The 24,729-nt window shown below is 71.5% G+C and carries 25 protein-coding genes and 1 pseudogene; 24 read left to right on the plus strand and 2 right to left on the minus strand.

Going from position 1 to position 24,729, the window contains the following annotated elements:
• Positions 1-12: 12 nt before the first annotated feature.
• The 24 genes and pseudogenes from ftsY to Vgi01_RS12315 all read left to right on the plus strand — a co-directional run bounded on the left by ftsY (position 13) and on the right by Vgi01_RS12315 (position 22,538).
• Positions 13-1,203, plus strand: a complete 1,191-nt coding sequence (gene ftsY, locus Vgi01_RS12200; RefSeq protein ID WP_102659882.1) for a signal recognition particle-docking protein FtsY — start codon at positions 13-15, stop codon at positions 1,201-1,203.
• Between the two features lie 6 nt (positions 1,204-1,209).
• Positions 1,210-2,073 (plus strand): aminoglycoside phosphotransferase family protein, encoded by an 864-nt coding sequence (locus Vgi01_RS12205; protein ID WP_169804609.1) that lies wholly within the window; start codon positions 1,210-1,212, stop codon positions 2,071-2,073.
• A 179-nt stretch (positions 2,074-2,252) separates the two neighbouring features.
• A complete protein-coding gene (locus Vgi01_RS12210) occupies positions 2,253-3,617 on the plus strand; it encodes an ammonium transporter (RefSeq protein ID WP_050814560.1) in 1,365 nt (454 codons plus the stop codon).
• Positions 3,618-3,642: 25 nt separating this feature from the next.
• Positions 3,643-3,981, plus strand: coding sequence for a P-II family nitrogen regulator (locus Vgi01_RS12215; RefSeq protein WP_165521895.1), 339 nt, complete (start codon positions 3,643-3,645; stop codon positions 3,979-3,981).
• 13 nt (positions 3,982-3,994) lie between these two features.
• Positions 3,995-6,325, plus strand: coding sequence for a [protein-PII] uridylyltransferase (locus tag Vgi01_RS12220; protein WP_204291067.1), 2,331 nt, complete (start codon positions 3,995-3,997; stop codon positions 6,323-6,325).
• Between the two features lie 157 nt (positions 6,326-6,482).
• Positions 6,483-7,385 (plus strand): ABC transporter ATP-binding protein, encoded by a 903-nt coding sequence (locus tag Vgi01_RS12225; RefSeq protein ID WP_102659884.1) that lies wholly within the window; start codon positions 6,483-6,485, stop codon positions 7,383-7,385.
• The gene (locus tag Vgi01_RS12230; protein WP_102659885.1) at positions 7,375-8,196 is read left to right on the plus strand and encodes a DUF2705 family protein; all 822 of its coding nucleotides are present in this window, start codon (positions 7,375-7,377) and stop codon (positions 8,194-8,196) included. Before Vgi01_RS12225 ends, Vgi01_RS12230 begins: the two co-directional genes overlap by 11 nt.
• Before the next feature lie 146 nt (positions 8,197-8,342).
• Entirely contained in the window at positions 8,343-9,557 is a 1,215-nt protein-coding gene (locus Vgi01_RS12235; RefSeq protein ID WP_204291068.1) for a sensor histidine kinase, read from the plus strand.
• Entirely contained in the window at positions 9,554-10,210 is a 657-nt protein-coding gene (locus Vgi01_RS12240) for a response regulator transcription factor (RefSeq protein WP_102659887.1), read from the plus strand. Before Vgi01_RS12235 ends, Vgi01_RS12240 begins: the two co-directional genes overlap by 4 nt.
• A 203-nt stretch (positions 10,211-10,413) precedes the next feature.
• Positions 10,414-11,961 (plus strand): signal recognition particle protein, encoded by a 1,548-nt coding sequence (gene ffh / locus Vgi01_RS12245; RefSeq protein WP_102659888.1) that lies wholly within the window; start codon positions 10,414-10,416, stop codon positions 11,959-11,961.
• A gap of 59 nt (positions 11,962-12,020) precedes the next feature.
• A complete protein-coding gene (locus tag Vgi01_RS12250) occupies positions 12,021-13,100 on the plus strand; it encodes an amidohydrolase family protein (RefSeq protein WP_204291069.1) in 1,080 nt (359 codons plus the stop codon).
• 68 nt (positions 13,101-13,168) lie between these two features.
• Positions 13,169-14,575 carry a proline--tRNA ligase gene (proS, locus tag Vgi01_RS12255; protein WP_204291070.1) on the plus strand — a complete coding sequence of 469 codons (1,407 nt, stop codon included), beginning with the start codon at positions 13,169-13,171 and terminating at the stop codon, positions 14,573-14,575.
• Between the two features lie 153 nt (positions 14,576-14,728).
• The gene (locus Vgi01_RS12260) at positions 14,729-15,376 is read left to right on the plus strand and encodes a ribonuclease FAU-1 family protein (RefSeq protein ID WP_204291071.1); all 648 of its coding nucleotides are present in this window, start codon (positions 14,729-14,731) and stop codon (positions 15,374-15,376) included.
• A gap of 245 nt (positions 15,377-15,621) precedes the next feature.
• Positions 15,622-16,083: a 30S ribosomal protein S16 gene (rpsP, locus tag Vgi01_RS12265; RefSeq protein ID WP_126711518.1), complete on the plus strand. Its 462-nt coding sequence runs from the start codon at positions 15,622-15,624 to the stop codon at positions 16,081-16,083.
• A complete protein-coding gene (locus Vgi01_RS12270) occupies positions 16,058-16,318 on the plus strand; it encodes an RNA-binding protein (protein WP_175440282.1) in 261 nt (86 codons plus the stop codon). Before rpsP ends, Vgi01_RS12270 begins: the two co-directional genes overlap by 26 nt.
• Entirely contained in the window at positions 16,318-16,881 is a 564-nt protein-coding gene (rimM, locus tag Vgi01_RS12275) for a ribosome maturation factor RimM (RefSeq protein ID WP_204291072.1), read from the plus strand. Before Vgi01_RS12270 ends, rimM begins: the two co-directional genes overlap by 1 nt.
• A gap of 19 nt (positions 16,882-16,900) precedes the next feature.
• Positions 16,901-17,674, plus strand: a complete 774-nt coding sequence (gene trmD / locus Vgi01_RS12280; protein ID WP_204291073.1) for a tRNA (guanosine(37)-N1)-methyltransferase TrmD — start codon at positions 16,901-16,903, stop codon at positions 17,672-17,674.
• A 144-nt stretch (positions 17,675-17,818) separates the two neighbouring features.
• A complete protein-coding gene (gene rplS, locus Vgi01_RS12285) occupies positions 17,819-18,175 on the plus strand; it encodes a 50S ribosomal protein L19 (protein WP_102658984.1) in 357 nt (118 codons plus the stop codon).
• Positions 18,176-18,358: 183 nt separating this feature from the next.
• Positions 18,359-19,233: pseudogene (gene lepB, locus Vgi01_RS12290) on the plus strand (signal peptidase I).
• 9 nt (positions 19,234-19,242) lie between these two features.
• Positions 19,243-19,878 carry a signal peptidase I gene (lepB, locus tag Vgi01_RS12295; protein WP_204291074.1) on the plus strand — a complete coding sequence of 212 codons (636 nt, stop codon included), beginning with the start codon at positions 19,243-19,245 and terminating at the stop codon, positions 19,876-19,878.
• A gap of 66 nt (positions 19,879-19,944) precedes the next feature.
• Positions 19,945-20,433 (plus strand): NUDIX hydrolase, encoded by a 489-nt coding sequence (locus tag Vgi01_RS12300; RefSeq protein WP_102658986.1) that lies wholly within the window; start codon positions 19,945-19,947, stop codon positions 20,431-20,433.
• Positions 20,427-21,239 carry a ribonuclease HII gene (locus Vgi01_RS12305; RefSeq protein ID WP_102658987.1) on the plus strand — a complete coding sequence of 271 codons (813 nt, stop codon included), beginning with the start codon at positions 20,427-20,429 and terminating at the stop codon, positions 21,237-21,239. Before Vgi01_RS12300 ends, Vgi01_RS12305 begins: the two co-directional genes overlap by 7 nt.
• A complete protein-coding gene (locus Vgi01_RS12310; protein WP_007075222.1) occupies positions 21,236-21,559 on the plus strand; it encodes a DUF2469 domain-containing protein in 324 nt (107 codons plus the stop codon). Before Vgi01_RS12305 ends, Vgi01_RS12310 begins: the two co-directional genes overlap by 4 nt.
• 232 nt (positions 21,560-21,791) lie before the next feature.
• Positions 21,792-22,538 (plus strand): murein hydrolase activator EnvC family protein, encoded by a 747-nt coding sequence (locus Vgi01_RS12315; protein WP_373306940.1) that lies wholly within the window; start codon positions 21,792-21,794, stop codon positions 22,536-22,538.
• On the opposite strand, the gene Vgi01_RS12320 is transcribed toward Vgi01_RS12315, so the two are convergent.
• Entirely contained in the window at positions 22,426-23,607 is a 1,182-nt protein-coding gene (locus Vgi01_RS12320; protein WP_102658989.1) for an aminotransferase class V-fold PLP-dependent enzyme, read from the minus strand. The genes Vgi01_RS12315 and Vgi01_RS12320 overlap by 113 nt on opposite strands.
• Positions 23,608-23,659: 52 nt before the next feature.
• Positions 23,660-24,706, minus strand: a complete 1,047-nt coding sequence (locus tag Vgi01_RS12325; protein ID WP_204291076.1) for a tyrosine recombinase XerC — start codon at positions 24,704-24,706, stop codon at positions 23,660-23,662.
• Positions 24,707-24,729 lie beyond the last annotated feature (23 nt).

A 24,729-nucleotide genomic window follows, 5' to 3' on the forward strand; every position in this document is an offset into this window, starting at 1 on the left:
CAGGATTTCGGCATGAAGGACTACCTCCTCATCGTTCTCGCCCTGCTCGGTGTGCTGATCCTCGGCGGCATCGGGTTGGTCGTGCCGAGGCTGCGCCGGCGGCCGGCACCCCCGCTGCCGCGTACGGAGGTCGACACCCGGACGCAGGAGGATCTCGCCGGGCCTCCGGTGGAGGCGCCGGAGGCCGAGTTGTCCACCGGCATCCTGGTCGAGCCGCCGCCGGTGGTGGAGGCGCCGACCCCGACCGTCGAGGTGCCCGAGCCGACCGCCGGCCGGCTGGTCCGGCTGCGGTCCCGGCTGTCGCGCTCGCAGAACGCCTTCGGCAAGGGGCTGCTCGGCCTGCTCAGCCGCGACCGCCTCGACGAGGACGTCTGGGAGGAGATCGAGGACAGCCTGATCACCGCGGACGTGGGCATCGACGCCACCCGCGAGATCGTCGACCGGCTGCGCGAGCGGACCCGGGTGCTGGGCACCCGTTCGACGGCCGAACTGCGTGCCCTGCTCGCCGCCGAACTGGTGAACGCGCTCGACCCGGAGCTGGACCGCTCGCTGCGGACCACCCCCAAGGAGGGTGTGCCGGCGGTGCTGCTGGTGGTCGGGGTCAACGGCGCCGGCAAGACCACCACCTGCGGCAAGATCGCCCGGGTGCTCATCGCCGACGGTCGCAGCGTGCTGCTCGGCGCGGCCGACACCTTCCGGGCCGCCGCCGCCGACCAGTTGGAGACCTGGGCGGGACGGGTCGGCGCGGAGACCGTCCGGGGTCCGGAGGGTGCCGACCCGGCCAGCGTCGCGTTCGACGCGGTCCGGCGGGGTATCGACACCGGCGTGGACACCGTGCTCGTGGACACCGCCGGCCGGCTGCAGAACAAGGTCGGCCTGATGGACGAGCTGGGCAAGGTCAAGCGGGTGGTGGAGAAGCACGGCCCGATCGACGAGACCCTGCTCATCCTCGACGCCACCACCGGGCAGAACGGTCTGGAGCAGGCCCGCGTCTTCACCGAGGTGGTTAACGTCACCGGGGTGGTGCTGACCAAGCTCGACGGCACCGCCAAGGGCGGCATCGTGATCGCCGTACAGCGCAAGCTCGGCATCCCGGTGAAGCTGGTCGGCCTCGGCGAAGGTCCGGACGACCTGGCACCGTTCGACCCCGCGCAGTTCGTCGACGCGCTGCTGGGCACCGAAGCCCCCGGTCCGACCGCGTAACCTCGGGTGACCAGAGACAATCGCGCGTACGCGGGCTGGCGCGACCCGAGCCACCCGTCGCAGCGCCTCGGGAGACCGTACGTGACTTCGCAGGAGATCCCCCTGCACGGCGGCAACGTCAGCACCGTGGTGCGGGTCGGTGACACGGTCCGGCGCAACGCCGGACCGTGGACGCCGTCCGTGCACGCCCTGCTGCGCCACCTGGAGTACGTGGGCTTCACCGGTGCCCCCCGCGCGCTCGGCATGGACGAGCGCAACCGGGAGGTGCTGTCGTACCTGGAAGGGGAGTGCGGGGAATACCCGCTGGCCCCGCACTGGGTCACCGACGAGGCGCTGGTCACCGTCGCCACCATGCTGCGGATGTTCCACGACGCCCAGTACGGCTTCGCGCCGCCGGCCAACGCGGTGTGGCGCTCGTTCGGGCCGCCGCCACCGGACACCGAGGTCATCTGCCACCACGACGCCGCGCCGCACAACGTGATCTGGCGTCCGGACGGCACCCTCGGGCTTATCGACTTCGATCTCGCCTCACCCGGTGCGCGGATCTACGACGTGGCCTACGCGGCCTGGACCTGGGTGCCGATCTTCTCCGACCGGGATTCGATCACCCTGGGCTGGAAGCGACCGGACCGGCCGCGCCGGTTGCGACTGTTCGCCGACGCGTACGGGTTGATCCCCCGCGACCGCCACCGGCTGATCGGGACCATCCGCAAGCGGATCATCGACCACGTCGAGGGCATCCGGCGGATGGCTGCGGCGGGGGAGCCGGCCTTCGTGCGGATCGTGCACAAGGGCCACCTGCGCCGGCCGATGCGCGATCTTCGACTGCTCGATTACGAGCGGCGTGCCCTGGAATCCGCCCTGCAGTAACCCGTCGGGGGATAGACCATCACCAAATGGCTGATCCACCCCCGTCGAAGCGTGGAGCTGTGCGGTTTTCTTCACACGTCCGAAACAAGCCGTGACGCACCGGAAACCAGTCGGGGTCCCTCGTCGAAACAGCCGACGACGAGAGTTCCGGCCAACCGGCGTACGGGCGATGCTGCGCGATGCCGGGAGGGAGGGAAAACGACCCGAGAGGAGGCAGCGTGCCGGAGCTAGATTCTGGTGCCACCGCCTGGATTTTGACTTCTGCCGCGCTGGTGTTGCTCATGACGCCCGGCCTGGCGCTGTTCTACGGCGGCATGACGCGATCCAAGTCCGTGCTCAACATGATGATGATGAGCTTCGGCGCGATCGGCCTGGTCAGCCTGTTGTGGGTGTTCTACGGCTACAGCATCGCATTCGGCGAGGACATCGGCGGGATCACCGGTGATCTCTCCGCCGCCGGTCTGCGTGGCATGTTGGAAAGCGGCACCGAGGGCGGCATTCCCGATCTGCTGTTCGCCGGTTTCCAGCTGATGTTCGCGGTGATCACCGTCGCTCTGATCAGCGGTGCGATCGCCGACCGGGCCAAGTTCGGCCCGTGGCTGCTCTTCGCCGGGCTGTGGGCCACCCTGGTCTACTTCCCGGTCGCGCACTGGGTCTGGGGCGGCGGCTGGATCATGGAGCTCGGCGTGCTCGACTTCGCCGGTGGTACGGCGGTGCACATCAACGCCGGTGCCGCCGCGCTCGCTCTGGCGCTCGTACTCGGCAAGCGGGTCGGCTGGCCGAAGGACAAGTTCAAGCCGCACAACCTGCCGATGGTGCTCCTCGGCGCGGGTCTGCTGTGGTTCGGCTGGTTCGGCTTCAACGCCGGCTCCGCCGGCGCGGCCAACGGCACCGCCGCCATCTCGCTGATCAACACCCAGGTCGCCACCGCCGCCGCGGTGCTCGGCTGGATCGTGGTCGAGTGGCTGCGCGACGGCAAGCCGACCACCCTGGGTGCGGCCTCCGGCGCGGTCGCCGGTCTGGTCGGCATCACCCCCGCCTGTGCGTTCCTGGAGCCGCTGGGCGCCATCGCCCTCGGCCTGATCGCCGGTGCGATCTGCGCGCTCGCCGTCGGCATGAAGTACAAGCTCAAGTACGACGACTCGCTCGACGTGGTCGCCGTGCACATGGTCGGCGGCATCATCGGCTCGCTGCTCATCGGTTTCCTGGCCATCGAGGTGCTGGCCGGTGAGGGCAACGACGGTCTGCTCTACGGCGGCGGCATCAAGCTGCTGGGTCTGCAGGCGGTCGGCGTCATCGCGGTGCTTGTCTACTCGTTCGTGGTCGCGTACATCATCGGCTTCGCGATCGAGAAGACCATCGGCTTCCGGGCCAGCGCCGAGGCCGAGGTCGAGGGCATCGACAACGCCGAGCACGCGGAGAGCGCGTACGAGTTCAGCTCCACGAGTGGTGGTGGCGGGGCTTTCGCCGCCGCGGGTATCGCTTCCTCGGCCAAGCCGAAGAGTGAGCCCACCGAAGCGGTAAGCGAAAAGGTCGCCGGCTAACGTTCGTGAGATGGAGGGGTTGGACATGAAGCTGGTGACCGCGGTCATCAAGCCGCACCAGTTGGACGCCGTCAAGGAGGCCCTGCACGCCCTCGGCGTGGCCGGGTTGACTGTCAGCGAGGTCCAGGGTTACGGGCGACAGAAGGGGCACACCGAGGTCTACCGGGGTGCCGAGTACACCGTCGAGTTCCTGCCCAAGATCCGGGTGGAGGTGCTGACCGACGAGATCGACGTCGAGAAGATCGTCGACGCGGTGGTCGGTGCCGCCCGGACGGGCAAGATCGGTGACGGCAAGGTCTGGGTGACCGGAGTCGAGGAGGTCGTCCGGGTCCGCACGGGCGAGCGCGGCCTGGACGCCCTGTAAGGAGACACCGTCGATGACCTCGTTGACCTCTCGGCAAGCCTCGGCTTCGAGCCCCACGGCAGCACCGAAGGTCAACGAGGTCGTCGGCGTACCGGCCGGGATCGGCGCCGCCGCGCGTCGGGCCCGGTCGGACGCGTACGACACCTGGCTGGCCCGCCTGCTGCCACCGCGGCCGGGCGTCGCCCTGCTCGCGGTCGGTGGGCTGGGCCGGCGGCAGTGCGCCCCCTACGGCGACCTCGACCTGGTGCTTGTGCACTCCGGGGTGGCCGGGATCGACGAGTTGGCCGCCGAGCTGTGGTACCCGATCTGGGACGCCGGGCTGCGGCTGGACCACTCCGTACGCACCGTCGCCGAGGCGCTGTCGGTCGCCCAGGACGACGTCAAGGTGGCCCTCGGGCTGCTCGACGCCCGTCTGGTCGCCGGTGACCCCGACCTGGCCGACACGCTGATCCGCAGCGCCACCGACCACTGGCGGCGCACCGCCGTACGTCAACTGGCTCCGCTGCGGGAGAGCACGACCGCCCGCTGGCAGGCCCACGGCGAGCTGGCCTTCCTGCTGGAAGGCGACCTCAAGGAGGCGGCCGGCGGCCTGCGGGACGTCGGCATCCTGCGGGCCATCGCGATCGCCGGGATCACCGACGCGCTGCGGCCCGCCGTACACGCCGCACACCTGCGCCTGCTGGACACCCGCGACGCGCTGCACCACCAGGTCGGCCGGCGCGTCGACCGCCTGCTGGCCCAGGAACGCGAGGGAGTCGCCGCGCTGCTCGGCCTGCGCCAGACAGCACCCGGCGGCCCCGACACCGGCCCGACCGCCGGCTCAGCGGAACCAGCCGGGGACGGGGACGCGCTGTTGCGTCGGGTCGCCGGTGACGCCCGTACCGTCAGTCATGCCCTGCACGACGCCTTCCGCGCCGCCGACCGGCTGCGCTCCGGTCGCCGCCGGGGTGCCGACGGACGGCCGCTGCGCCGGCCGGTTGCCCGTGACGTCGTCGAGCACGACGGCGAACTGGTGCTGGCCCGTACCGCCATCGGGGCCCGCCCCGACCCCAACCTCTCGCTGCGGGTCGCCGCCGCGGCGGCGGTCACCGGGCTGCCGATCGCCCGCGCCACCTGCGAGTGGCTGGCCACCTACTGTCCGCCGCTGCCCACGCCGTGGCCGGCGGAGGCCCGAGCCGCGCTGACCACCCTGCTGGGCGCCGGTGCGGGGCTGCTGCCCGCCTGGGAGACCTGTGACCGGTACGGGCTGATCGACGGCTGGCTGCCGGAGTGGACCCGGCTGCGCAGCCTGCCCCAGCACAACCCGGTGCACCGGTTCACCCTCGACCGGCACCTGGTGCAGACCGCCTTCGAGGCCAGCCGGCACACCCGCGACGTGGACCGCCCCGACCTGCTGCTGCTCGCTGCCTTCCTGCACGACATCGGTAAGGGTCTGCCGGGTGACCATTCCACGGTCGGGGCACCGATCGCCGAGGCGATGGCCGCCCGGATCGGCCTGCCCGCTGCCGAGGCGACACTGATCGGCACCCTGGTCCGGCTGCACCTGCTGCTGCCCGAGGTGGCCACCCGCCGCGATCTGGCCGATCCGGTGACCATCTCCGGGGTGGCCGAGGCGGTCGGCGACGTCACCACCCTCGACCTGCTGCACGCGCTGGCCCGGGCGGACGCCGCCGCGACCGGGCCGGGCGCCTGGTCGGACTGGAAGGGCCGACTGATCGCCGAACTGGTGGCCCGGGTCCGCACCACGCTCGACACCGGCGCCGTACCCGAACCGCCCGCCCCGGACCCGGCGCTGGTGGCGGGGCCGCTGCCGGTCGTACACCTGACCGGGGACCGCGTGGCGGTGGCCGCGGCGGACCGACGTGGCCTGCTCGCCACGGTGGCCGGTTGCCTGGCCCTGCACCGCCTGGAGGTGCTCGCGGCCGACGCCTCGACGGTGGACGGGCGGGCCCTGGTGGAGTGCCGGGTGCAGCCACGGTACGGGCTGCCACCCGAGCCGGTGGCGCTCAGCTCCGACCTGCGTCGGGCGGTCGGTGGCGACGTGTCGGTCACCCAGCGACTGCGGGGACGGGCCCTGGCCGCACGGGGGGCCGGGGCCGAACCACGGGTGGTCTGGCACCGGGACGCCGCCACCGACGCGGTGCTGCTGGAGTTGCGGGCCGCGGACGCCGCCGGCCTGCTGTACCGGGTGACAAGCGCCCTGGACGCCGCCGGCGCCCAGGTCCGCGCGGCCCGCATCGCCACCCTCGGCGGGGACGTGGTCGACGTCTTCTACCTGGTGGGCGGCTGGCCCTCCGACGACGAACGCACCCGCCTCGAAGCCGCCGTCCTAGCCGCCGTGTAGGTGTGTGTGTAAGGAAGGGCACCTTATTAACGCCTCGTGTAGTACAAGGGCCCCTTCTTAACAACCGGCAGCCCGCGCTGGCGTACGCGCCGGAGCGTAGCCGCGATGTCGCTCGCGGGACGACGTGCTCCGGCGCACGTGGCGGCAGGCTCAGGGCATGGAACCGTCAGTACAGACCGAAGCGCTCAGCAAACGGTACGGCGGCAGAACCGTCGTACGGGATCTCCACCTGATTGTCCGGCCCGGGGAGGTGTACGGCTTCCTCGGCCCCAACGGCGCCGGCAAGACCACCACCCTGCGGATGCTGCTCGGCCTGGTGCGGCCCAGCGCCGGGACGGTCCGGCTGTTCGGCCGACCCCCCGGTGCCGGCCGCCTCGCCGACGTCGGCGCGCTCATCGAGGGCCCGGCGTTCTATCCGTACCTGTCCGGACGGGACAACCTGCGGGTGCTCGCCCGCCACGCCGGGGTGGGCATGGACCGGGTCGCGCTGGTGCTCGACCTGGTGCACTTGGCGGACCGGGCCGACGACCGGTACGCGGGCTACTCGTTGGGCATGAAGCAGCGCCTGGGAGTGGCCGCCGCGCTACTGCGCGACCCGCGCCTGTTGGTTCTCGACGAGCCGACCAACGGGCTCGATCCGGCGGGTATGGCGGACATGCGCCAACTGATCCGTCGGCTCGGCGCGGGCGGCCGTACGGTCCTGGTCGCCAGCCATCTGCTCGGCGAGGTCGAGCAGATCTGCGACCGGGTCGGGGTGATCGCCGGAGGGCGCCTCGTCGCGGAGGGCAGCATCGCCCAACTGCGTGGCGCGGTAGGACTGTGGGTGCTGGCCGATCCGCTGGACGCCGCCGTCGCACACGCGCGCACGTTGGTCGGAACGGAGCGCGTCCGGGTGGTCGGCGGGGGCCTGGAACTGTCGGTCGCGCCGGAGCGGGCGGCCTGGCTCAACACCGAACTGGTCACCGCCGGGGTGGCGGTGCGCGAGTTGCGCCCCCGTGAGCGTGATCTGGAACAGGTCTTCTTCGACCTCGTCGAGAAGGGCACCGCCGATGTCGCGTAGCTTTTCCGCCGAGATCGTCAAACTGGTCCGCCGGCCGTCCTGCTGGCTGCTACTCGGCATTGCGCTGGTGACCTCCCTGACCTTCACCTACGTCCTGCCGTACGCGAGCATCCGCAGCGGGACCGGCGGTCCGAACAGCGATCGCACCCTGCCGATGCTGTTGCCGGATCAGTTGGTGGGCAACTCCCTCGGCGGACTGCCGATCTTCCTGGGTGCGATCGTCCTGATCATTGGTGTGCTCGTTGTCGGTAGCGAGTACGGCTGGGACACCTGGAAGACCGTCCTCAGCCAAGGGCCGAGCCGGCTGGAGGTGTACGCCGGCAAGGTGCTCGCCCTGGCCGCCGCCGCGCTGGTGGTGGTGCTCGCCGTCTTCGCAGTGGGTGCGGTGGCCGGTACTTTGATCGCGGTCACCGAGTCGCAGCCGGTGCGCTGGCCGTCCATCGACGACCTGCTGGCCGGGGTCGGCGCGGGGTGGCTCATCGCCGTGACCTGGACCATGCTCGGTGTGGTGCTGGCCGTGGCGATGCGTTCGGTGGCCCTGCCCGTCGGTCTCGGCCTGGTCTGGATGCTCGCGGTGCAGAATCTGCTCGCCGGGGTGGCCGCGCCGTTGCTGGACTGGGTGGCCCAGGTGCAGAAGGGGCTTCCCGGACCCAATGCTGGCTCGCTGGTGGCGGCACTCGGTGCGCCCCGAGACACGCCGGGGGTTGCGGTGGTCGTCGGAGCCGGGCAGGCGGTCCTCGTCCTGGCGGTCTACCTGATCGCCTTTGTGCTGCTGGCCGCGCTACTGCTGCGACGGCGGGACATCGGCTGACCGGTAGCAAGGGAACTGCGACCGATGATCCCAGCGGGGCGTCGGCTGATCGGACAGTAACGGGGGTTGCGAATGACCAGCCGGAACGGGGCATCGGCCGGCCAGGCGGGACGGACGAGAGGGTCGGGCGGGAACGGGAGATGAGAATGCTGCGCAACCGAATCGGATGGCGCGGATATTCCTTCGACGTGGCTCTCGCCACGGCGCTCGTCGCGCTCGGGCTGATGGGTACCGCGCCGGCCGGCGCGAACCAGGGCGTGCCCGTCGGCCCTGCCGCGTACCCACTGGTGGTGGTCGCGGCGCTGGCGCTGGCGCTGCGGCGGCGCTGGCCGTCGGTCACGCTGGCGGTGGTGACCGGGGCGGTGCTGTCCTACCTGCTGCTCGGCAACCCGTACGGGCCGATCCTGGTGTCGCTGCTCGCCGCGGTCTACACAGTCGCGGCGTATCTGCCGGCGCGCGACGGTGTGGTGGACTGCGTCGTCGCCCTCGCCGCCCTGCTCATCGGGGTCTTCATGGGGCTGCGGGCGCCCGGTTGGTCGGGCCTGATGCCCGTCGCCGCCTGGGTGGTGGTGCCGTTCGCGGTCGGCACGGTGGTCCGGGTCGGGCGGGAGAACGCGGCCCGGGCACGACGGGACGAAGCGCGGCGACTGGCCGACGCCGAACGACTGCGAATCGCCCGCGAGGTGCACGACGTCGTGGGACACGGACTCGCGGCGATCAACATGCAGGCCCAGATTGCGCTGCATCTGCTCGACCGGAAGCCGGAACAGGCGGCTGTCGCGTTGACCGCGATCAGCCGGACGAGCAAGGAAGCGCTCGACGAGCTGCGGGTCACGCTGACCGTCGTCCGGGGAGACGACCGGCACGACCGTGAGGCGCGGCACGATCGCGACACACGGGACGGCCGAGACCGTGACGGACGGGACGAGCGGGACGAGCCGGGTGAGGCGGGCGTGGAGCGCTTTCCGGTCCCCGGTCTTGCGCAACTGCCGCAGCTGCGTGACCGGCTGGCCGGCGCCGGTCTGCCGGTGACCGTCGAGACCACCGGCGAGCCGAGCACGCTCCCCGTCGCCGTCGATCTCGCCGCCTACCGAGTGGTGCAGGAGGCCCTCACCAACGTGCTGCGCCACGCCGGCCCGGCCACCGCGACCGTCCGGATCGACCACCGTCCGGAGGGAATCGTGGTGGAGGTGACCGACACCGGCCGGGGACCGGTACCGGAGGGGGCCGGTGGCCACGGCTACGGGCTGGCCGGCATGCGGGAACGGGTGGTCGCGCTCGGCGGAACCTTCCGCACCGGCGCCGCGAGTGGTGGGGGATTTCAGGTGTACGCGACACTGCCCGTGGAGGAGTCCGAATGATCAGCGTGTTGCTCGCCGACGACCAGGACCTGATCCGGATAGGCCTGCGCGCCCTGGTGGAGAGCGAGGACGACCTCACGGTCGTGGGCGAGGCAGCCGACGGGCTCGCCGTGCTGGAGCTGGCCCGACGGGTACGCCCCGACGTGGTGCTGATGGACGTCCGGATGCCGGGCATCGACGGGATCGAGGCGACCCGCCGGATCGCCGCCGATCCAGGGCTGGGCGGTACCCGGGTAATCGTGCTGACCACGTTCGAGCTGGACGAGTACGTCTTCGACGCGCTGCGATACGGGGCCAGCGGCTTTCTCACCAAGGACGCCCCGCCGGCCGAACTGCTGCGGGCGATCCGGCTGGTCGCCGAGGGCGAGGCGCTGCTGTCGCCCTCGGTGACCCGGCGGGTGGTCCGGGAGTTCGCACATCGGTCGGTCCGGGTGTTGCGCCCGCACCCTCGGCTGGACAGCCTCACCGAGCGGGAACGGGAGGTGCTCGGACTGGTCGGCGAAGGGCTGAGCAACGGTGAGATCGCCGAGCGGCTGGTGCTCAGCCCGGCCACCGCGCGTACCCACGTCAGTCGGGCCATGGTCAAGCTCGGCGCGCGGGACCGGGCTCAGCTGGTGGTGTTCGCGTACCAGTCGGGGCTGGTCGCGCCGTGACCGTCGGCCCTGGCCGCACCGCCCGGCGGGCCTGCCATACGGCGGACCCGCCGGCCTGTACTTCGGCGATGCGGTCCGCGGACGACGGGAAGGGGGCGGCTGGGCCGGGCCGGGGAAGCGGGGTCGGGCTAGGCTAGCGGTGGGCTGGACGCCACCCGCGTGTCCGCACCGTGCCCGCCGAAGACGACAATCGGGATGTTCGCGTGTTTGACACCTTGAGTGACCGCCTCTCCGGGATCTTCACCAAGCTCCGCGGCAAGGGACGCCTCACCGACGCCGACATCGACGCCACCGCGCGCGAGATCCGTCTCGCGCTGCTGGAGGCCGACGTCGCGCTGCCGGTGGTCAAGGGCTTCATCGCGAACGTCAAGGAACGGGCGCGCGGTGCGGAGGTCTCCCAGGCGCTCAACCCGGCCCAGCAGATCATCAAGATCGTCAACGAGGAGCTGGTCACCGTCCTCGGTGGCGAGGGGCGTCGGCTCCAGTTCGCCAAGCAGCCGCCGACCGTGATCATGCTCGCCGGCCTCCAGGGTTCCGGTAAGACCACCCTCGCCGGCAAGCTGGCCCGCTGGCTCAAGGCCCAGGGCCACCAGCCCCTGCTGGTCGCCGCCGACCTCCAGCGCCCCAACGCCGTCGGGCAGCTCCAGGTGCTCGGTGGCCGCGCCGGCGTCGAGGTGTACGCCCCGGAGCCCGGCAACGGCGTCGGTGACCCGGTGCAGGTGGCGAAGGCGTCGATCGAGCACGCCCGACGGGCCGCCCGGGACGTGGTCATCGTCGACACCGCCGGCCGGCTCGGCATCGACACCGAGATGATGCAGCAGGCCGCCGACATCCGCGACGCGGTCGACCCCGACGAGGTCATCTTCGTCATCGACGCGATGGTCGGCCAGGACGCGGTGCGTACCGCCGAGGCGTTCCGCGACGGCGTCGGCATCACCGGCGTGGTGCTTTCCAAGCTCGACGGCGACGCCCGGGGTGGTGCCGCCCTGTCGGTGCGTGAGGTGACCGGGCAGCCGATCCTGTTCGCCTCCACCGGCGAGAAGCTGGAGGACTTCGACGTCTTCCACCCCGACCGGATGGCCAGCCGGATCCTCGGCATGGGCGACGTTCTCACTCTGATCGAGCAGGCCGAGGCGGCCTTCGACACCGATCAGAAGGAGAAGATGACCGCCAAGCTGATGGGCGGCGAGCAGTTCACCCTGGAGGACTTCCTCGACCAGCTCATCGCGGTGCGCCGGATGGGGCCGATCGCCAACGTGCTGGCCATGATGCCCGGCATGGGGCAGGTCAAGGACCAGCTCGCCGAGGTGGACGACAAGCACTTCGACAAGATCACCGCGATCATCCGGTCGATGACCCCGGCCGAGCGCACCAACCCGAAGATCATCAACGGCTCTCGACGGGCTCGGATCGCCAACGGTTCCGGCGTCACCGTGATGGACGTCAACCAGTTGCTCAACCGCTTCGCCGACGCGCAGAAGATGATGAAGCAGATGGGCGGCATGATGGGCCTGCCGGGCGGCCGGCGCAAGGCCACCAAGAGCCCGAAGAACAAGCGCAAGGGCACGAAGGGCGGCGGTCGGCCGCGTACCGGTGCCGGCATGCCCGGTGGCTTCCCGGGTGGCATGCCGCAGCTTCCGCCGGGCATGAAGCCGGAGGACCTGGCGGCCGGTCAGGGCCTCCCGCCGGGCTTCAAGCTCCCGAAGATCGACTTCAACAAGCTCGGCAAGGGCGGCCAGCCGCCCCGCTGACCGTACGGCGGGCGGGGCTCCTCGCCGGCGACGGAGAGTGATCCGGTAGGACTGTGCGCATGGCTCTGCATGTGCGCGGTGTGCTCCTGCCGGACGACGAGGTCCGGGATCTGTGGCTGGTCGGCGACCGGATCACCTTCGAACCGGTGCCCGGTGCCGAGACGATCGCCAACGGCGGCTTCGTCCTGCCAGGGCTGGTGGACGCGCACTGCCACATCGGCATCGCCCGGGGCGCGACACCGATCACTTCCCTGGACCAGGCGCGGGCGTTGGCGCGGATCGACCGGGACGCGGGTGTGCTGGCGATCCGGGACGCCGGTTCGCCCTTCCCGTACCCGGAGCTTGAGGACGAACCCGACCTGCCCCGGATGGTCCGGGCCGGGCGGCACATCGCGCCGCCGAGGCGCTACCTGCGCGACATCGGGGTGGAGGTCGAGGCGGCCCAGGTGGCGGCGACCGTGGCCGAGCAGGCGGCGGCCGGCAGCGGCTGGGTCAAGCTGGTCGGGGACTGGATCGACCGGGGGGTCGGTGACCTGGCCCCGGCCTGGGACGCGGACACCATGACCGCCGCGGTGGCCGCTGCGCACGCCGCCGGGGTACGCGCCGCCGTGCACACCTTCAGCGAGTCGGCCGTGGAGATCATGGTGCGGGCCGGGGTGGACTCGGTCGAGCACGGCACCGGGTTGAGCCTGGACCTGATCGACCTGATGGCCCGGCAGGGCACCGCGCTGATCCCCACGATGATCAACATCCAGACCTTCGGCCACATCGCCGACCAGGCCCGACCCAAGTTCCCCGGGTACGCCGACCACATGATCGCCCTGCGGGACCGCTTCCCCGAGGTGGTGCGTTCGGCGTACGAGGCCGGGGTGCCGATCTTCGTCGGCACCGACGCGGGTGGTGGTATCGACCACGGCCTGGCCGCCGAGGAGATGCTGCTGCTGCACGAGCAGGCCGGCATGAGCACCGAGGACGTGCTGGCCGCCGCCACCTGGCGGGCCCGGGAGTGGCTGGGCTTTCCCGGCCTGGTCGACGGTGGTCTCGCCGACCTCGTCGTCTACTCCGACGACCCGCGCCGGGACCTGCGGGTGGTTCGCGAGCCTGCCCGCATCGTGCTGCGCGGTCGGGTCATCCGCTGACCCGCTGATGGTGGTGATGCCGCGCCCGATCGCGCTGCCCCGTCCGCCCCTGCATAGGATGTGCGGTTATGGCGCGCGTGCTTACTCCCCGGGCTGAGGACTTCCCCCGGTGGTACCAGGACCTCATCGCTAAGGCGAAGCTGGCCGACAACGGGCCGGTACGGGGGACCATGGTGATCCGACCGGCCGGCTATGCCATCTGGGAGCGGATGCAGGCCGAGATGGACGACCGGATCAAGGCGGCCGGGGCGGAGAACGCGTACTTCCCGCTGTTCATCCCGGAGAGCTACCTCAAGCGCGAGGCCGAGCACGTCGAGGGCTTCTCGCCGGAGTTGGCGGTGGTCACCCACGGCGGCGGCAAGCAGTTGGCCGAGCCGGTCGTGGTGCGCCCGACCAGCGAGACGGTCATCGGCGAGTTCATGGCCAAGTGGATCGACTCGTACCGGGACCTGCCGCTGCTGCTCAACCAGTGGGCCAACGTGGTCCGCTGGGAGCTGCGTCCGCGGATCTTCCTGCGTACCAGCGAGTTCCTCTGGCAGGAGGGGCACACCGCCCACGCCACCCGCGAGGACGCCCGGGCCTACGCCCGCAAGATCCTGCACGAGGCGTACGAGGACCTGATGGTCAACGTGCTCGGCATCCCGGTGGTGGTCGGGCTCAAGACCGCCCGGGAGCGGTTCGCCGGGGCGACCGCCACGTACACCTGCGAAGGCATGATGGGCGACGGCAAGGCGCTGCAGCTCGGCACCAGCCACGAGCTCGGGCAGAACTTCGCCAAGGCGTTCGACATCAGCTACTCCTCGGCCGAGGGCGGCCGGGAGCACGCCTGGACCACCTCCTGGGGCACCTCGACCCGGATGCTCGGCGGTCTGATCATGTGCCACGGCGACGACAACGGGCTGCGGGTGCCGCCGAAGCTGGCGCCGGTGCAGGCGTACGTCATGGTGGTCAAGGACGGCGAGGGTGTGGGCGAGGCGGCGGCCAAGCTGCGCGACGCGCTGCGCGACGCCGGTGTCCGGGTCATGCTCGACGACCGCACCGACACCCCCTTCGGCCGCCGGGCCGTCGACGCCGAGCTGCGCGGCTACCCGGTACGCGTCGAGGTCGGCCCCCGCGACCTGGCCGCCGGCAACGCGGTCGTGGTCCGGCGTACGGACGGCTCGAAGGCCCCCACCCCCATCGCGGACGTGGTCGGCGCGGTGCTCGCCGCCCTGGACGCCGACCAGCAGTCGCTGCACGACCAGGCCCTGGCCTTCCGCCAGTCCCGCACCACCGACGTCGCCACCCTCGACGAGGCGATCGAGGCGGCCGCCACCGGCTGGGCCCGCGTTCCGTGGTCGGCGGTAGGCATCGAAGGCGAGGCCAAGGCCAACGCCCAGGGCGTCACCGTCCGCTGCCTGCTCCGCGCCGACAACTCCGTCCCCGACACCGAAGACGAACCCAACCTCACCGCCATCCTCGCCCGCGCCTACTAACCCCCACCCCACCCCACCCCCACCCCGTCCTCACCCCACCCCCGCTCTGCCCGTCGATCTTGCACTCTCTGTCGGGGTGAACCCGAATAAAAGGTTCATTTCGGCGACCAGAAGTGCAAGATCGCGGGGGTTGGGGGGCGGTAGGGTCGGGGTGTGAGGTTTGAGGTGGGGCGGTTGGTGGTGCACCGCAACGTGCGGCGTGGGCGGATCGGGTGGGTGCGGCCTGCCCGGGTGGTCAGCGACGACGAGCGTGGGCTGCTGTTGTGGGTGGCCGAAGGGTCGGCGGTCGCGGCGGAGGTGAACGCTGCCGGGCTGGGGATGCGGGAGGTTCCGTTTGCCGAGTGGCTCACTCCGACGTTCCAGCTGAAGCAGGGGCGGTGGAACGGGCCGCCGTTGCTGAAGTTCCTGCCTGCCGGGGCGGCGCATTCCGTCTGGTGGTTCCGGGACGCGCAGGGGCGGTTCACCGGGTGGTACGTCAACCTGGAGGAGAACGGCGTCCGGTGGGACGACGGCGGGCTGGCCGGCGTCGACATCATCGACCAGGATCTCGACGTCTGGGTCCGACCCGACCGCAGTTGGGAGTGGAAGGACGAGGGCGAGTTCGTCGAGCGGCTGGCCTTCCCGGAGCACTACTGGGTGACCGACGAGGCGGCCGTACGAGCCGAGGGCAAGCGGGTGATCGCCCTGGCCGAGGCCGGTGAGTTCCCCTTCGACGGCACCTGGTGCGATTTCGCCCCGCCCCCGGAGTGGGAAACCCCGCAGTGGCTACCGGCCGGCTGGGACCGCCCGCCCGTACGCTGAGCCGGCTGTGTTCTGTGTCACATGCGGGCTGGTTCGGGTGACCCGCCCCGGTCCGATGTGAGGGATCCGGGGTGGATCTGGCAGAATGGCTGGCTGGTATCCGGCGCGCGTCCGGCGCCCTCTAACCCGGTCGCGTCGCCAGTCCACCCGAGCAGTCTCCGGCCCAACCCCACTGTGCCGGTTGGCGCTCACCCGTGCACACCGCCCACCTGGGCCGGTGAGATCGCAACAGGAGCGAAACAACCGTGGCCGTAAAGATCCGGCTCCTGCGGATGGGCAAGATCCGCAACCCGCAGTACCGCATCGTCATCGCCGACTCGCGCACCAAGCGTGACGGCCGGGCGATCGAGTTCGTCGGCATCTACCAGCCGAAGGAAGACCCTTCGGTGATCGAGGTCAAGTCGGAGCGGGTCCAGTACTGGCTGTCCGTCGGCGCGCAGCCGAGCGAGGCGGTGCAGCGGCTGCTGGAGCTGACCGGTGACTGGCAGAAGTTCAAGGGCCTGCCGGCCCCGCCGCCGCTGAAGGTGGCGCCGGAGCGGGTCGACCGCACGGCCGCCTACGAGGCCGAGGCGAAGGCCGCCGCCGGTGTGGCGGACACCCCGGCCAAGCCGGCGAAGAAGGCCGCCAAGGCCGAGGCTGAGGCGCCGAAGGCCGAGGAGTCGAAGGCCGAGGCGCCGGCCGCTGCGGACTCCGGCGAGCAGGCCTGACATGGCACTGCGGCCGGCGTTGGAGCACCTGGTCAAGGGCATCGTCGACCACCCCGATGACGTACGCGTCCGGATGGTCGACTCCCGTCGGGGCAAGCGGCTCGAAGTTCGCGTGCACCCCGAGGACCTGGGCACCGTGATCGGGCGGTCCGGTCGGACCGCCAAGGCACTGCGCCAGGTGATCGGCTCCATCGGTGGGCGCGGCGTGCGCGTCGACATCGTCGACTCGTACTGATGCAGCTCATCGTCGGCAGGATCGGTAAGCCGCACGGCATCCGCGGTGAGGTCACCGTGGAGGTCCGTACGGACGAGCCCGAGACGCGGTTCGCCCCCGGCATGGTGTTGACCACCACGCCGGGGGCGGTTCCCCGTGGCCATCAGGAGCCGGCCGCCAGCCCGGGAGAGCGCTACGAGGTGCCCGCCGAGCTGACCGTGGAGGCTGCCCGCTGGCACCAGGGTCATCTCCTGGTCGCCTTCGAGGGTGTGCTGGACCGCAACGTCGCGGAGGCCTTGCGGGGCACTCTGCTCGCCGTGGACAGCGCCGACGTGGCCCCGCCGGAGGACCCGGAGGAGTTCCACGACCACCAGTTGGTGGGGCTCGCCGTGGTCACCCCGGCCGGGGAGCGCCTGGGCGAGGTGGCCCGGATCGACCACGCACCCGCCTCGGATCTGCTGGTGCTGCGTCGCCCCGAGGGGCGTACCGCGCTGATTCCCTTCATCAAGGTGATGGTTCCCGAGGTCGATCTCGCCGGTGGTCGCGTCGTGGTCGACCTGCCCGACGGCCTGCTCGACCTCTGATCCCCGCGGAGCACCCCTGATGCGCGTCGACATCGTGTCGATCTTTCCGGAGTACTTCGCTCCGCTGGACCTGTCGCTGATCGGCAAGGCGCGGGCCAACGGCACGCTGCAGCTGGGCGTACACGATCTGCGGAGCTGGACCCACGACGTGCACCGCACCGTCGACGACACTCCGTACGGTGGCGGGCCCGGCATGGTGATGCGGCCCGAGCCGTGGGGTGCGGCGCTGGACGCCCTGGCCCCCGCCGAGTCGGCTGCGCCCCGGCTGCTGGTGCCGTCCCCGGCCGGCGTGCCGTTCACCCAGGCGCTGGCGTACGAGTTGGCCGCCGAGCCGCACCTGCTCTTCGCCTGCGGCCGGTACGAGGGCATCGACCAGCGGGTGCTCGACCATGCGGCGACCCGGATGCCGGTCACCGAGGTCAGCCTCGGCGACTACGTGCTCTTCGGTGGTGAGGTCGCGGTGCTGGTGATCCTGGAGGCGGTCGTCCGGCTGCTGCCCGGGGTGCTCGGCAACGCCGGCTCGCTGACCGAGGAGTCGCACGCGCACGGGCTGCTGGAGGCGCCGATGTACACCAAGCCGGCGACCTGGCGGGGGCTGGACGTGCCGGAGGTGCTGCGCTCCGGTGACCACGGCCGGATCGCCCGCTGGCGCAGGGACGCGGCGTTGGAGCGTACCGGCCGTCGTCGGCCCGACATGCTCGCCGCGCTCGACCCCCGGGAGCTGGACAAACGGGACGTGGCGGCGCTGGACCGGGGCGGGTTTCCGGTGCCCGGACCCGATGTGGCAAAGTAGAGGGGTTGCCGCAGACGTCTGCGCCGTGGACGGCTGCGAGGATCCCCGACCGGGGTCTGGTGCCACCGACCACCACCCGGGGATCAGTATCACCCATCCGCGCGCCGATTGACGGTGCGCCGTGAGCCTCACGAGGACGCAGCGATGAACATCCTGGACGCCCTTGACGCCCAGTCGAAGCGCACCGACCTTCCCGCCTTCCGTGCCGGTGACACCGTCAAGGTGCACGCCCGGGTGGTCGAGGGCAACCGGTCCCGGGTCCAGATCTTCCAGGGCGTCGTCATCCGCCGCCAGGGTGACGGACTGCGCGAGACCTTCACCGTTCGCAAGCTCAGCTTCGGCGTCGGTGTCGAGCGGACCTACCCGATCAACAGCCCGGCGATCGACCGGATCGAGGTCGTGACCCGCGGTGACGTCCGTCGGGCCAAGCTCTACTACCTGCGTGAGCTGCGGGGCAAGAAGGCCAAGATCAAGGAGCTGCGCGAGAAGCAGCCGAGCTGACCTCGCCCTGCGCCACGCCGCCTAAGCTGCGCGTATGTCGTACGCTCGGGGTCGCACTACCCTGGTCGTACGGGCGCAGCGCGGCGGCGACCCGCCGTGCATGGCGGGGGACCTCCACTACCGCCCGGGAAGTCTCGACGAGACTGCCGGGCGGTAGTCGTTTCTGTGGACCGGGGAGTGCGCGTGGTACAGGCGCTTGACGACAGCGGCTCGGTTGATCCATGGCGCCGACGGACCCGGCGCAACAAGCCGCAGATGCCGCTCTGGCAGGAACTACCGCTGCTGCTCGTCGTCGCCTTCTGTCTCGCCGTGCTGATCCGTACGTTCCTGCTCCAGGCCTTCTTCATCCCCTCCGGGTCGATGGAGGACACCCTCCTCGTCGGCGACCGCGTCCTGGTCAACAAGGTCGTCTACAACGTGCGGGATCCGCAGCGCGGCGAGGTGGTGGTCTTCCGGGGCACCGACAAGTGGGTTCCGCAGGTGGAGGTGGAGCCGGCCGGCGGCTTCGTCGACCGGCTCGGCCGCACCGTCGGTGACCTGGTCGGGCTGAGCCGCCCGGGGGAGAAGGACTTCATCAAGCGCGTCATCGGGCTGCCCGGTGACCGGGTGAGCTGTTGTGACGACCAGGGGCGGCTGCTGGTGAACGGCACCCCGCTGGACGAGTCGGCGTACGTGTTGCGCGACTCGCCACTGGACCTGCCCCCCAACGCGCAGGAGTGCCGGTCCCGGCGGTTCGAGGAGATCGTGGTCCCGCCCGGGCATATGTTCGTGCTCGGCGACCACCGTCTCGTCTCGCAGGATGCCCGCTGCCAGGGCACCGTGCCGATCGACAACGTGGTGGGACGGGCCTTCGCGGTGGTCTGGCCCTCCAACCGCTGGCACACCCTGCCCGTTCCGGAGACGTTCGCCAACGTGCCGTCACCGGTCACGGCCAGCGGCGGTGCCGCGCCACCGGTGCGGCCCACGACCGAGGGCGGAGCCTTCCTGGCACTTCCGATCGCAGCCGTACTCTCCGTTCTCGCGCGTTCGACGCGGTGGCACCGATCCGGGCAACGTAGGCTCCTCCCGTGATTGACGAGCAGACCGACAAGCCGCGCCACTCCTTCTGGAAGGAACTGCCCATCCTTCTCGGGGTGGCGATCCTGGTCGCGGTACTGGTGCGGGCCTTCGTACTGCAGACCTTCTTCATCCCGTCGCCGTCCATGGAGAACACCCTCAAGATCGACGATCGGGTGCTGGTCAACAAGTTGGTGTACAACTTCCGGACGCCGCACCGCGGTGAGGTGATCGTCTTCAAGGCGCCCGTCGAGTGGAGCGGCAACCCCGCGGGCGAGGACTTCATCAAGCGGATCATCGGCGTCGGCGGTGACCGGGTGGTCTGCTGCGACGCGCAGGACCGCCTGATGATCAACGGGGTGCCGCTGGACGAGCCGTACATCTTCTCCTTCGACGGTCAGCGGGACAAGCCGGCGGACCAGGAGTTCGACGTCGTCGTACCGGAGGGTCGGCTCTGGGTGATGGGCGACCACCGCTCCGCCTCCGGCGACTCGCTGGAGCACTACCAGCAGTCCGGCGAGAACGTCACCGCGGCCACCATCCCCGAGAAGGACGTCGTGGGTCGGGCCTTCACCGTCTTCTGGCCGTTCAACCGGGCCACCCTGCTCACGGTGCCCGAGGGGTTCGAGGCGATTCCGGCACCCTGACGGTGCCGGCAGGTCGGGTGGGACGGCGACGTGGGCGTTGTCGGTGACGTCTGGCAGTCTGGTGCGGTGACGCGATACACCCCGAGGCGCGCCGCCCGGGTGCTCCTGGTCGACCAGGCCGATCGGCTGCTGCTCTTCCGCGGCTTCGATCCGGCCCAGCCGCAGGGCGGACGCTGGTGGTTCACCCCTGGCGGTGGTCTGGACCCGGGGGAGACGTACGCCGACGGCGCGGCGCGTGAGCTGGCGGAGGAGACCGGGTTGCGGTTGCCCGTGGCCGAGTTCGGTGAGCCGGTGCACGCCGACGTCATCGAGTTCTCCTTCGACGGGGTGTCCTACCGGCAGGAACAGCGGTTCTTCCTGGTGCGGGTGGCCGCCCACGAGGTGGACACCACCGGGTTCAGCGAGGTGGAGCGGGGCAGCGTGGACGGCTACCGGTGGTGGTCGGCCGAGGAGCTGCGCAGCACCGCCGAGCGGTGCTACCCGCCGGACCTGCCGGCGGTCCTGACCCGGGCGTTGACCGACGTGCCGGCCACGGCCGGCGGTGCGCCGTGCTGACCCCGCCGCGCACGGTCGTGCGCCGGGAGGCCGGGCTCTACGCGCTGGAACGGGCCTTGCAGCGGCGTGGCTTCCGGCACGTCGCCGGTGCCGACGAGGCCGGCCGGGGCGCGTGCGCCGGGCCGCTTGTCGCCGCCGCCGCGGTGCTGCCGGAGGGGCGGCGGGGCGAGATCGACGGTCTGGCCGACTCCAAGCTGCTCACCCCGGCCAGCCGGGAGCGTGTGTACGACGAGGTGGTCGCGCGTGCCCTGGCGTACGCCGTGGTGGTCATCCCGGCCGAGGAGGTCGACGCCCGCGGGCTGCACGTGTGCAACCTGGCCGCGATGCGCCGGGCGCTGGCCTCGCTGACCGTGCGACCGGAGTACGTGTTGACCGACGGGTTCGGCGTCGACGGTCTGGACGTGCCCGGTCTCGCCGTGTGGAAGGGTGATCGGGTGGCGGCCTGCGTGGCGGCGGCGAGCGTGCTGGCCAAGGTGACCCGGGATCGGATCATGGTCGACCTCGACGCCGAGCACCCCGGCTACGGCTTCGCCGAGCACAAGGGGTACATCACCGCCGACCACACGGCGGCGCTGCGCGAGCATGGTCCGTGCCGGGAACACCGGTTCTCCTACGTCAACGTCGCGGCCGTCTCCGGCCTGGACGACCGCCCGCCCCGCTCACGTCGACCGCTTGGCGCAAGCCGGGACGAGCCGATGGAGCGCTCAGGCTTCGCAGGGGGTACCGTCGGCGTGGCGTTGGGCGAGCAGCGTCAGCGCCCAGCGCCGGTGGGGGAAGATGTGGTCATGGAAGGCGGAGTGCGATGAGCGCGGAAGACCTCGAAAAGTACGAGACCGAGATGGAGCTGCAGCTCTACCGGGAGTACCGCGACATCGTCCGTCAGTTCTCCTACGTGGTGGAGACCGAGCGGCGGTTCTACCTGGCCAACCAGGTCGACCTGCACGTGCGCAACTCCGACGGCGAGGTCTACTTCGAGGTCGAGATGCATGACGCGTGGGTGTGGGACATGTACCGTCCTGCCCGGTTCGTCAAGAACGTCCGGGTGATGACGTTCAAGGATGTCAACGTCGAGGAGTTGGAGAAGCCCGACATCTCGCTGCCCGCCGACTCCGGCTTCGGCGGCTGATCCTCGGCGGCGTTGTCGTCACGGCGGCCCCCACCCGCCCGTGATCGGTCCACATCGGCGTGCCGGGTCCGTCCGGCGCTCCGCGTCGTCCCGCAGCAGCCCTCGGTCGCCACGTGATGCCATAGCAGATCAACTGTGTCGGCGTGGTCTGTCCACAGGGCGTCGCGTCGTCCACAGGCGAGGCCCGCCGGGCAGCGAAGTCGCGCCGACGACGCGCACACTCGCCGCCATGGTGACCCGATCCGGCGCGCTCTGCGCCCTCCTGCTGGTGCCACTTGTCGCGTACCCGCCGCCACCCTTGTCGTCAACGCCGCCACCCTCGTCGTCGACGCCGTCGCGCTGGTCGCCGTTGCCGACGGTGGGTCCGCCGGCCGTCGATCATCAGGGTCCGGCCGTTTCGGTGGCTGCGCTGGTGTCGCCGCCCGGGGTCGCTGCGGCGGGCAGCGCCGGGCGATACCGGTGGCCGGTCGACGGGCAGCCCCGGCCGGTCCGCCGGTTCGATCCGCCGCCTCGTCCCTGGCTGGCCGGCCATCGTGGGGTGGACCTGCTCGCGCCGGACGGCGCGACGATCCGGGCCGCCGGTGCCGGCACGATCTCGTACGCCGGCATGGTCGCCGGCCGTCCGGTGATCTCGGTGGCCCATGCCGACGGGCTGCGCACCACCTACGAGCCGGTGGAACCGGCGGTCACCGTCGGCACGGCGGTGCCGGCGGGCGCCGTGCTGGGGGTTCTGCTGCCCGGCCACGCGGGCTGTCCGCAGGCAGCCTGCCTGCACTGGGGGCTGCGGCGGGGCAACGACTACCTCGACCCGCTGGCCCTGCTCGGTCTCGGCCGGACCCGGCTGCTGCCGGTGGCCGAGGCGCCCCTCAGCGCTGGTCGAGCAGGGTGGGCAGTTGCACGGCGAGCCGGTCGTACTCGTCGGGCGAGTTGTACACCTGGCCGCACAGCCTCAACCAGCCCCGCCCGTCCCAGCTGTTGACCGCGACCTGGGCGGCGAGCCGCTCGGCGATCCTGGCCCGCAGCGCCCGCGCGCCCTCCATGGTGGTGGCGAGGCCCGCCGGCAACGGGATGATCCGCATGGCGACCGTGGGTCCGCCGGGGTCGGGCAGGTCGGCCGGTCGCACGCCGAGAGCGTCCCCCACCACCCGCTGCCCGTACGCGGCCAGCGCCGCGTTGTGCGCACGCACCCGGTCCACGCCGAGCGTACGCAGGACGTAGAGCCCCACCGGGGCGCTCAGCCAGCCGGTGTAGTCCGCGGTCGCCTGCCACTCCAACCGGCCCGGGAAGCCCGCCTCCTGCTCCCAGGAGACCACCAGCGGTTCGACCCGCTCCCGCCAGGTCGGGGAGACCACGAGGACGGCCGTGCCCCGGGGCGCGTACCCCCACTTGTGCAGGTTGCCGACCCAGAAGTCGGCACCGATGCTCTGCACGGACGCCGGCAGCATGCCGGGCGCGTGGGCGGCGTCGACAAGCACCGACACGCCGTGTTCCCGCGCCACACCCACGATCGCGGCGACCGGGAACAGCCGCGCCGTCGCCGAGGTGAGCTGGTCGACCACGACCAGTCGGGTACGCCCCGGACGCAGCCCGGAGCGAACGATCTGCACGATCTCCTCGGTGGTGGCGGACAGCGGCACCCGCAGCACCCGATGGGTCGCCCCGGTGCGTTCACATTCCCGGCGGATGGCGAAGTCGACCGCACCGTAGCCGTGGTCGGTGGTGAGCACCTCGTCGTCCGGCCGCAACCCGACCGACTGCAACGCCACGGCCACGCCGGTGGTGGCGTTGGCGGTCAGGGCCGTGCCGTCCGGGTCGGCGCCGAGGAAGCCGGCCAGGTGCCGGCGGGCGTGCGTGATCCGGTCGACCAGACCCTCGGTGAAGAAGCGCAGCGGATCGGCTTCCATCTCGTCGCGTAACCGCTGCTGGGCCCGCTGCACGGTGATCGGCACCGCGCCGAACGAGCCGTGGTTGAGGTGGCTGACCGCCGGGTCGAGGGAGAAGAGCAGGCGAGCGCCAGGGATCGGCTCAGGAGGCAACGGGACGCTCACCGGATGATCGTAACGCCGTCCCCGGCCCGCCGTGATGGATCTTGCGCAGTCCCTAGGCGCGGGGGTGGGCCTGGCGGTATGCGGCGCGGAGCCGGTCGACCGAGACGTGGGTGTAGACCTGCGTGCTGGCCAGCGACGAGTGCCCCAGCAACTCCTGCACCGCACGCAGGTCCGCCCCGCCTTCCAGCAGGTGGGTGGCGGCCGAGTGGCGCAGCGCATGCGGGCCGATCCGGGGCAGGCCGGTGGCCTGCGCGTACGCCCCGACGATCTGACGGGCGGTCGTCGGGTTCAGCCGCCCACCCCGGACGCCGAGGAGCAACGCGTCGCGCGAGCCCGGGACCACGAGCACCGGACGTCCCCGCCGCAGCCACTCGTCGAGGGCCCGTTGAGCAGGCGAGCCGTACGGCACGACACGTTCCCGTCCGCCCTTACCTCGGACCCGAACCACCCGCCGGCCATGGTCGACGTCGGCGACGTCGATGCCGCAGGCCTCGCTGACCCGCACCCCGGTGCCGTAGAGCAACTCCAGCAGCACCCGGTCCCGCAACCGCACCGCCTCGGCGACCACATCTTCCGCCCCGGCACCATCCACCGTCGCTGCGGTCAGATGACCATCGGTAGCGGGATGGTCGTCGGGGGCGGGGCGTACATGGCTGTGGCGGGTCGGTGCCTCGACGAGCAGCGCGGCCTGGTCGGTGCGGAGCACGGTGGGCAGGGTGCGTTGCGGACGGGGGCTGGCCAGTGTGGCGGCCACATCGGTGGGTAGCAGCCCGCCCCGGTGCGCCCAGGCACTGAAGGTGCGTGCCGCCGCTGCCCGCCTGGCCAGCGACGCCCGGGCGGCTCCCATCGTCCGCTGCTTGGCCAGCCAACTGCGTACCGTGTCGAGGCTCAGCTCGGCCACCTCGGCGCAGCCCATCCGGTGGGCATGATCCAACAGGGACACCAGATCGGCGACGTACGCCCGCACGGTGTGGGCCGAGTGGTTGCGGACCGAGGCGAGGTGTCGGGCGAACTCGTCCACCGCGTCCCGCAGCGGCTCCGGCAGCGCCGCGTGCACGACCCGGGTGCCGCGGGTGCTGCGGTCTTCGGTACCCCCCACGCAGTCCAGCCTAGGACGAGGCG

Source organism: Micromonospora gifhornensis (genome assembly GCF_016863515.1).
GTDB classification, from domain to species: domain Bacteria; phylum Actinomycetota; class Actinomycetes; order Mycobacteriales; family Micromonosporaceae; genus Micromonospora; species Micromonospora gifhornensis.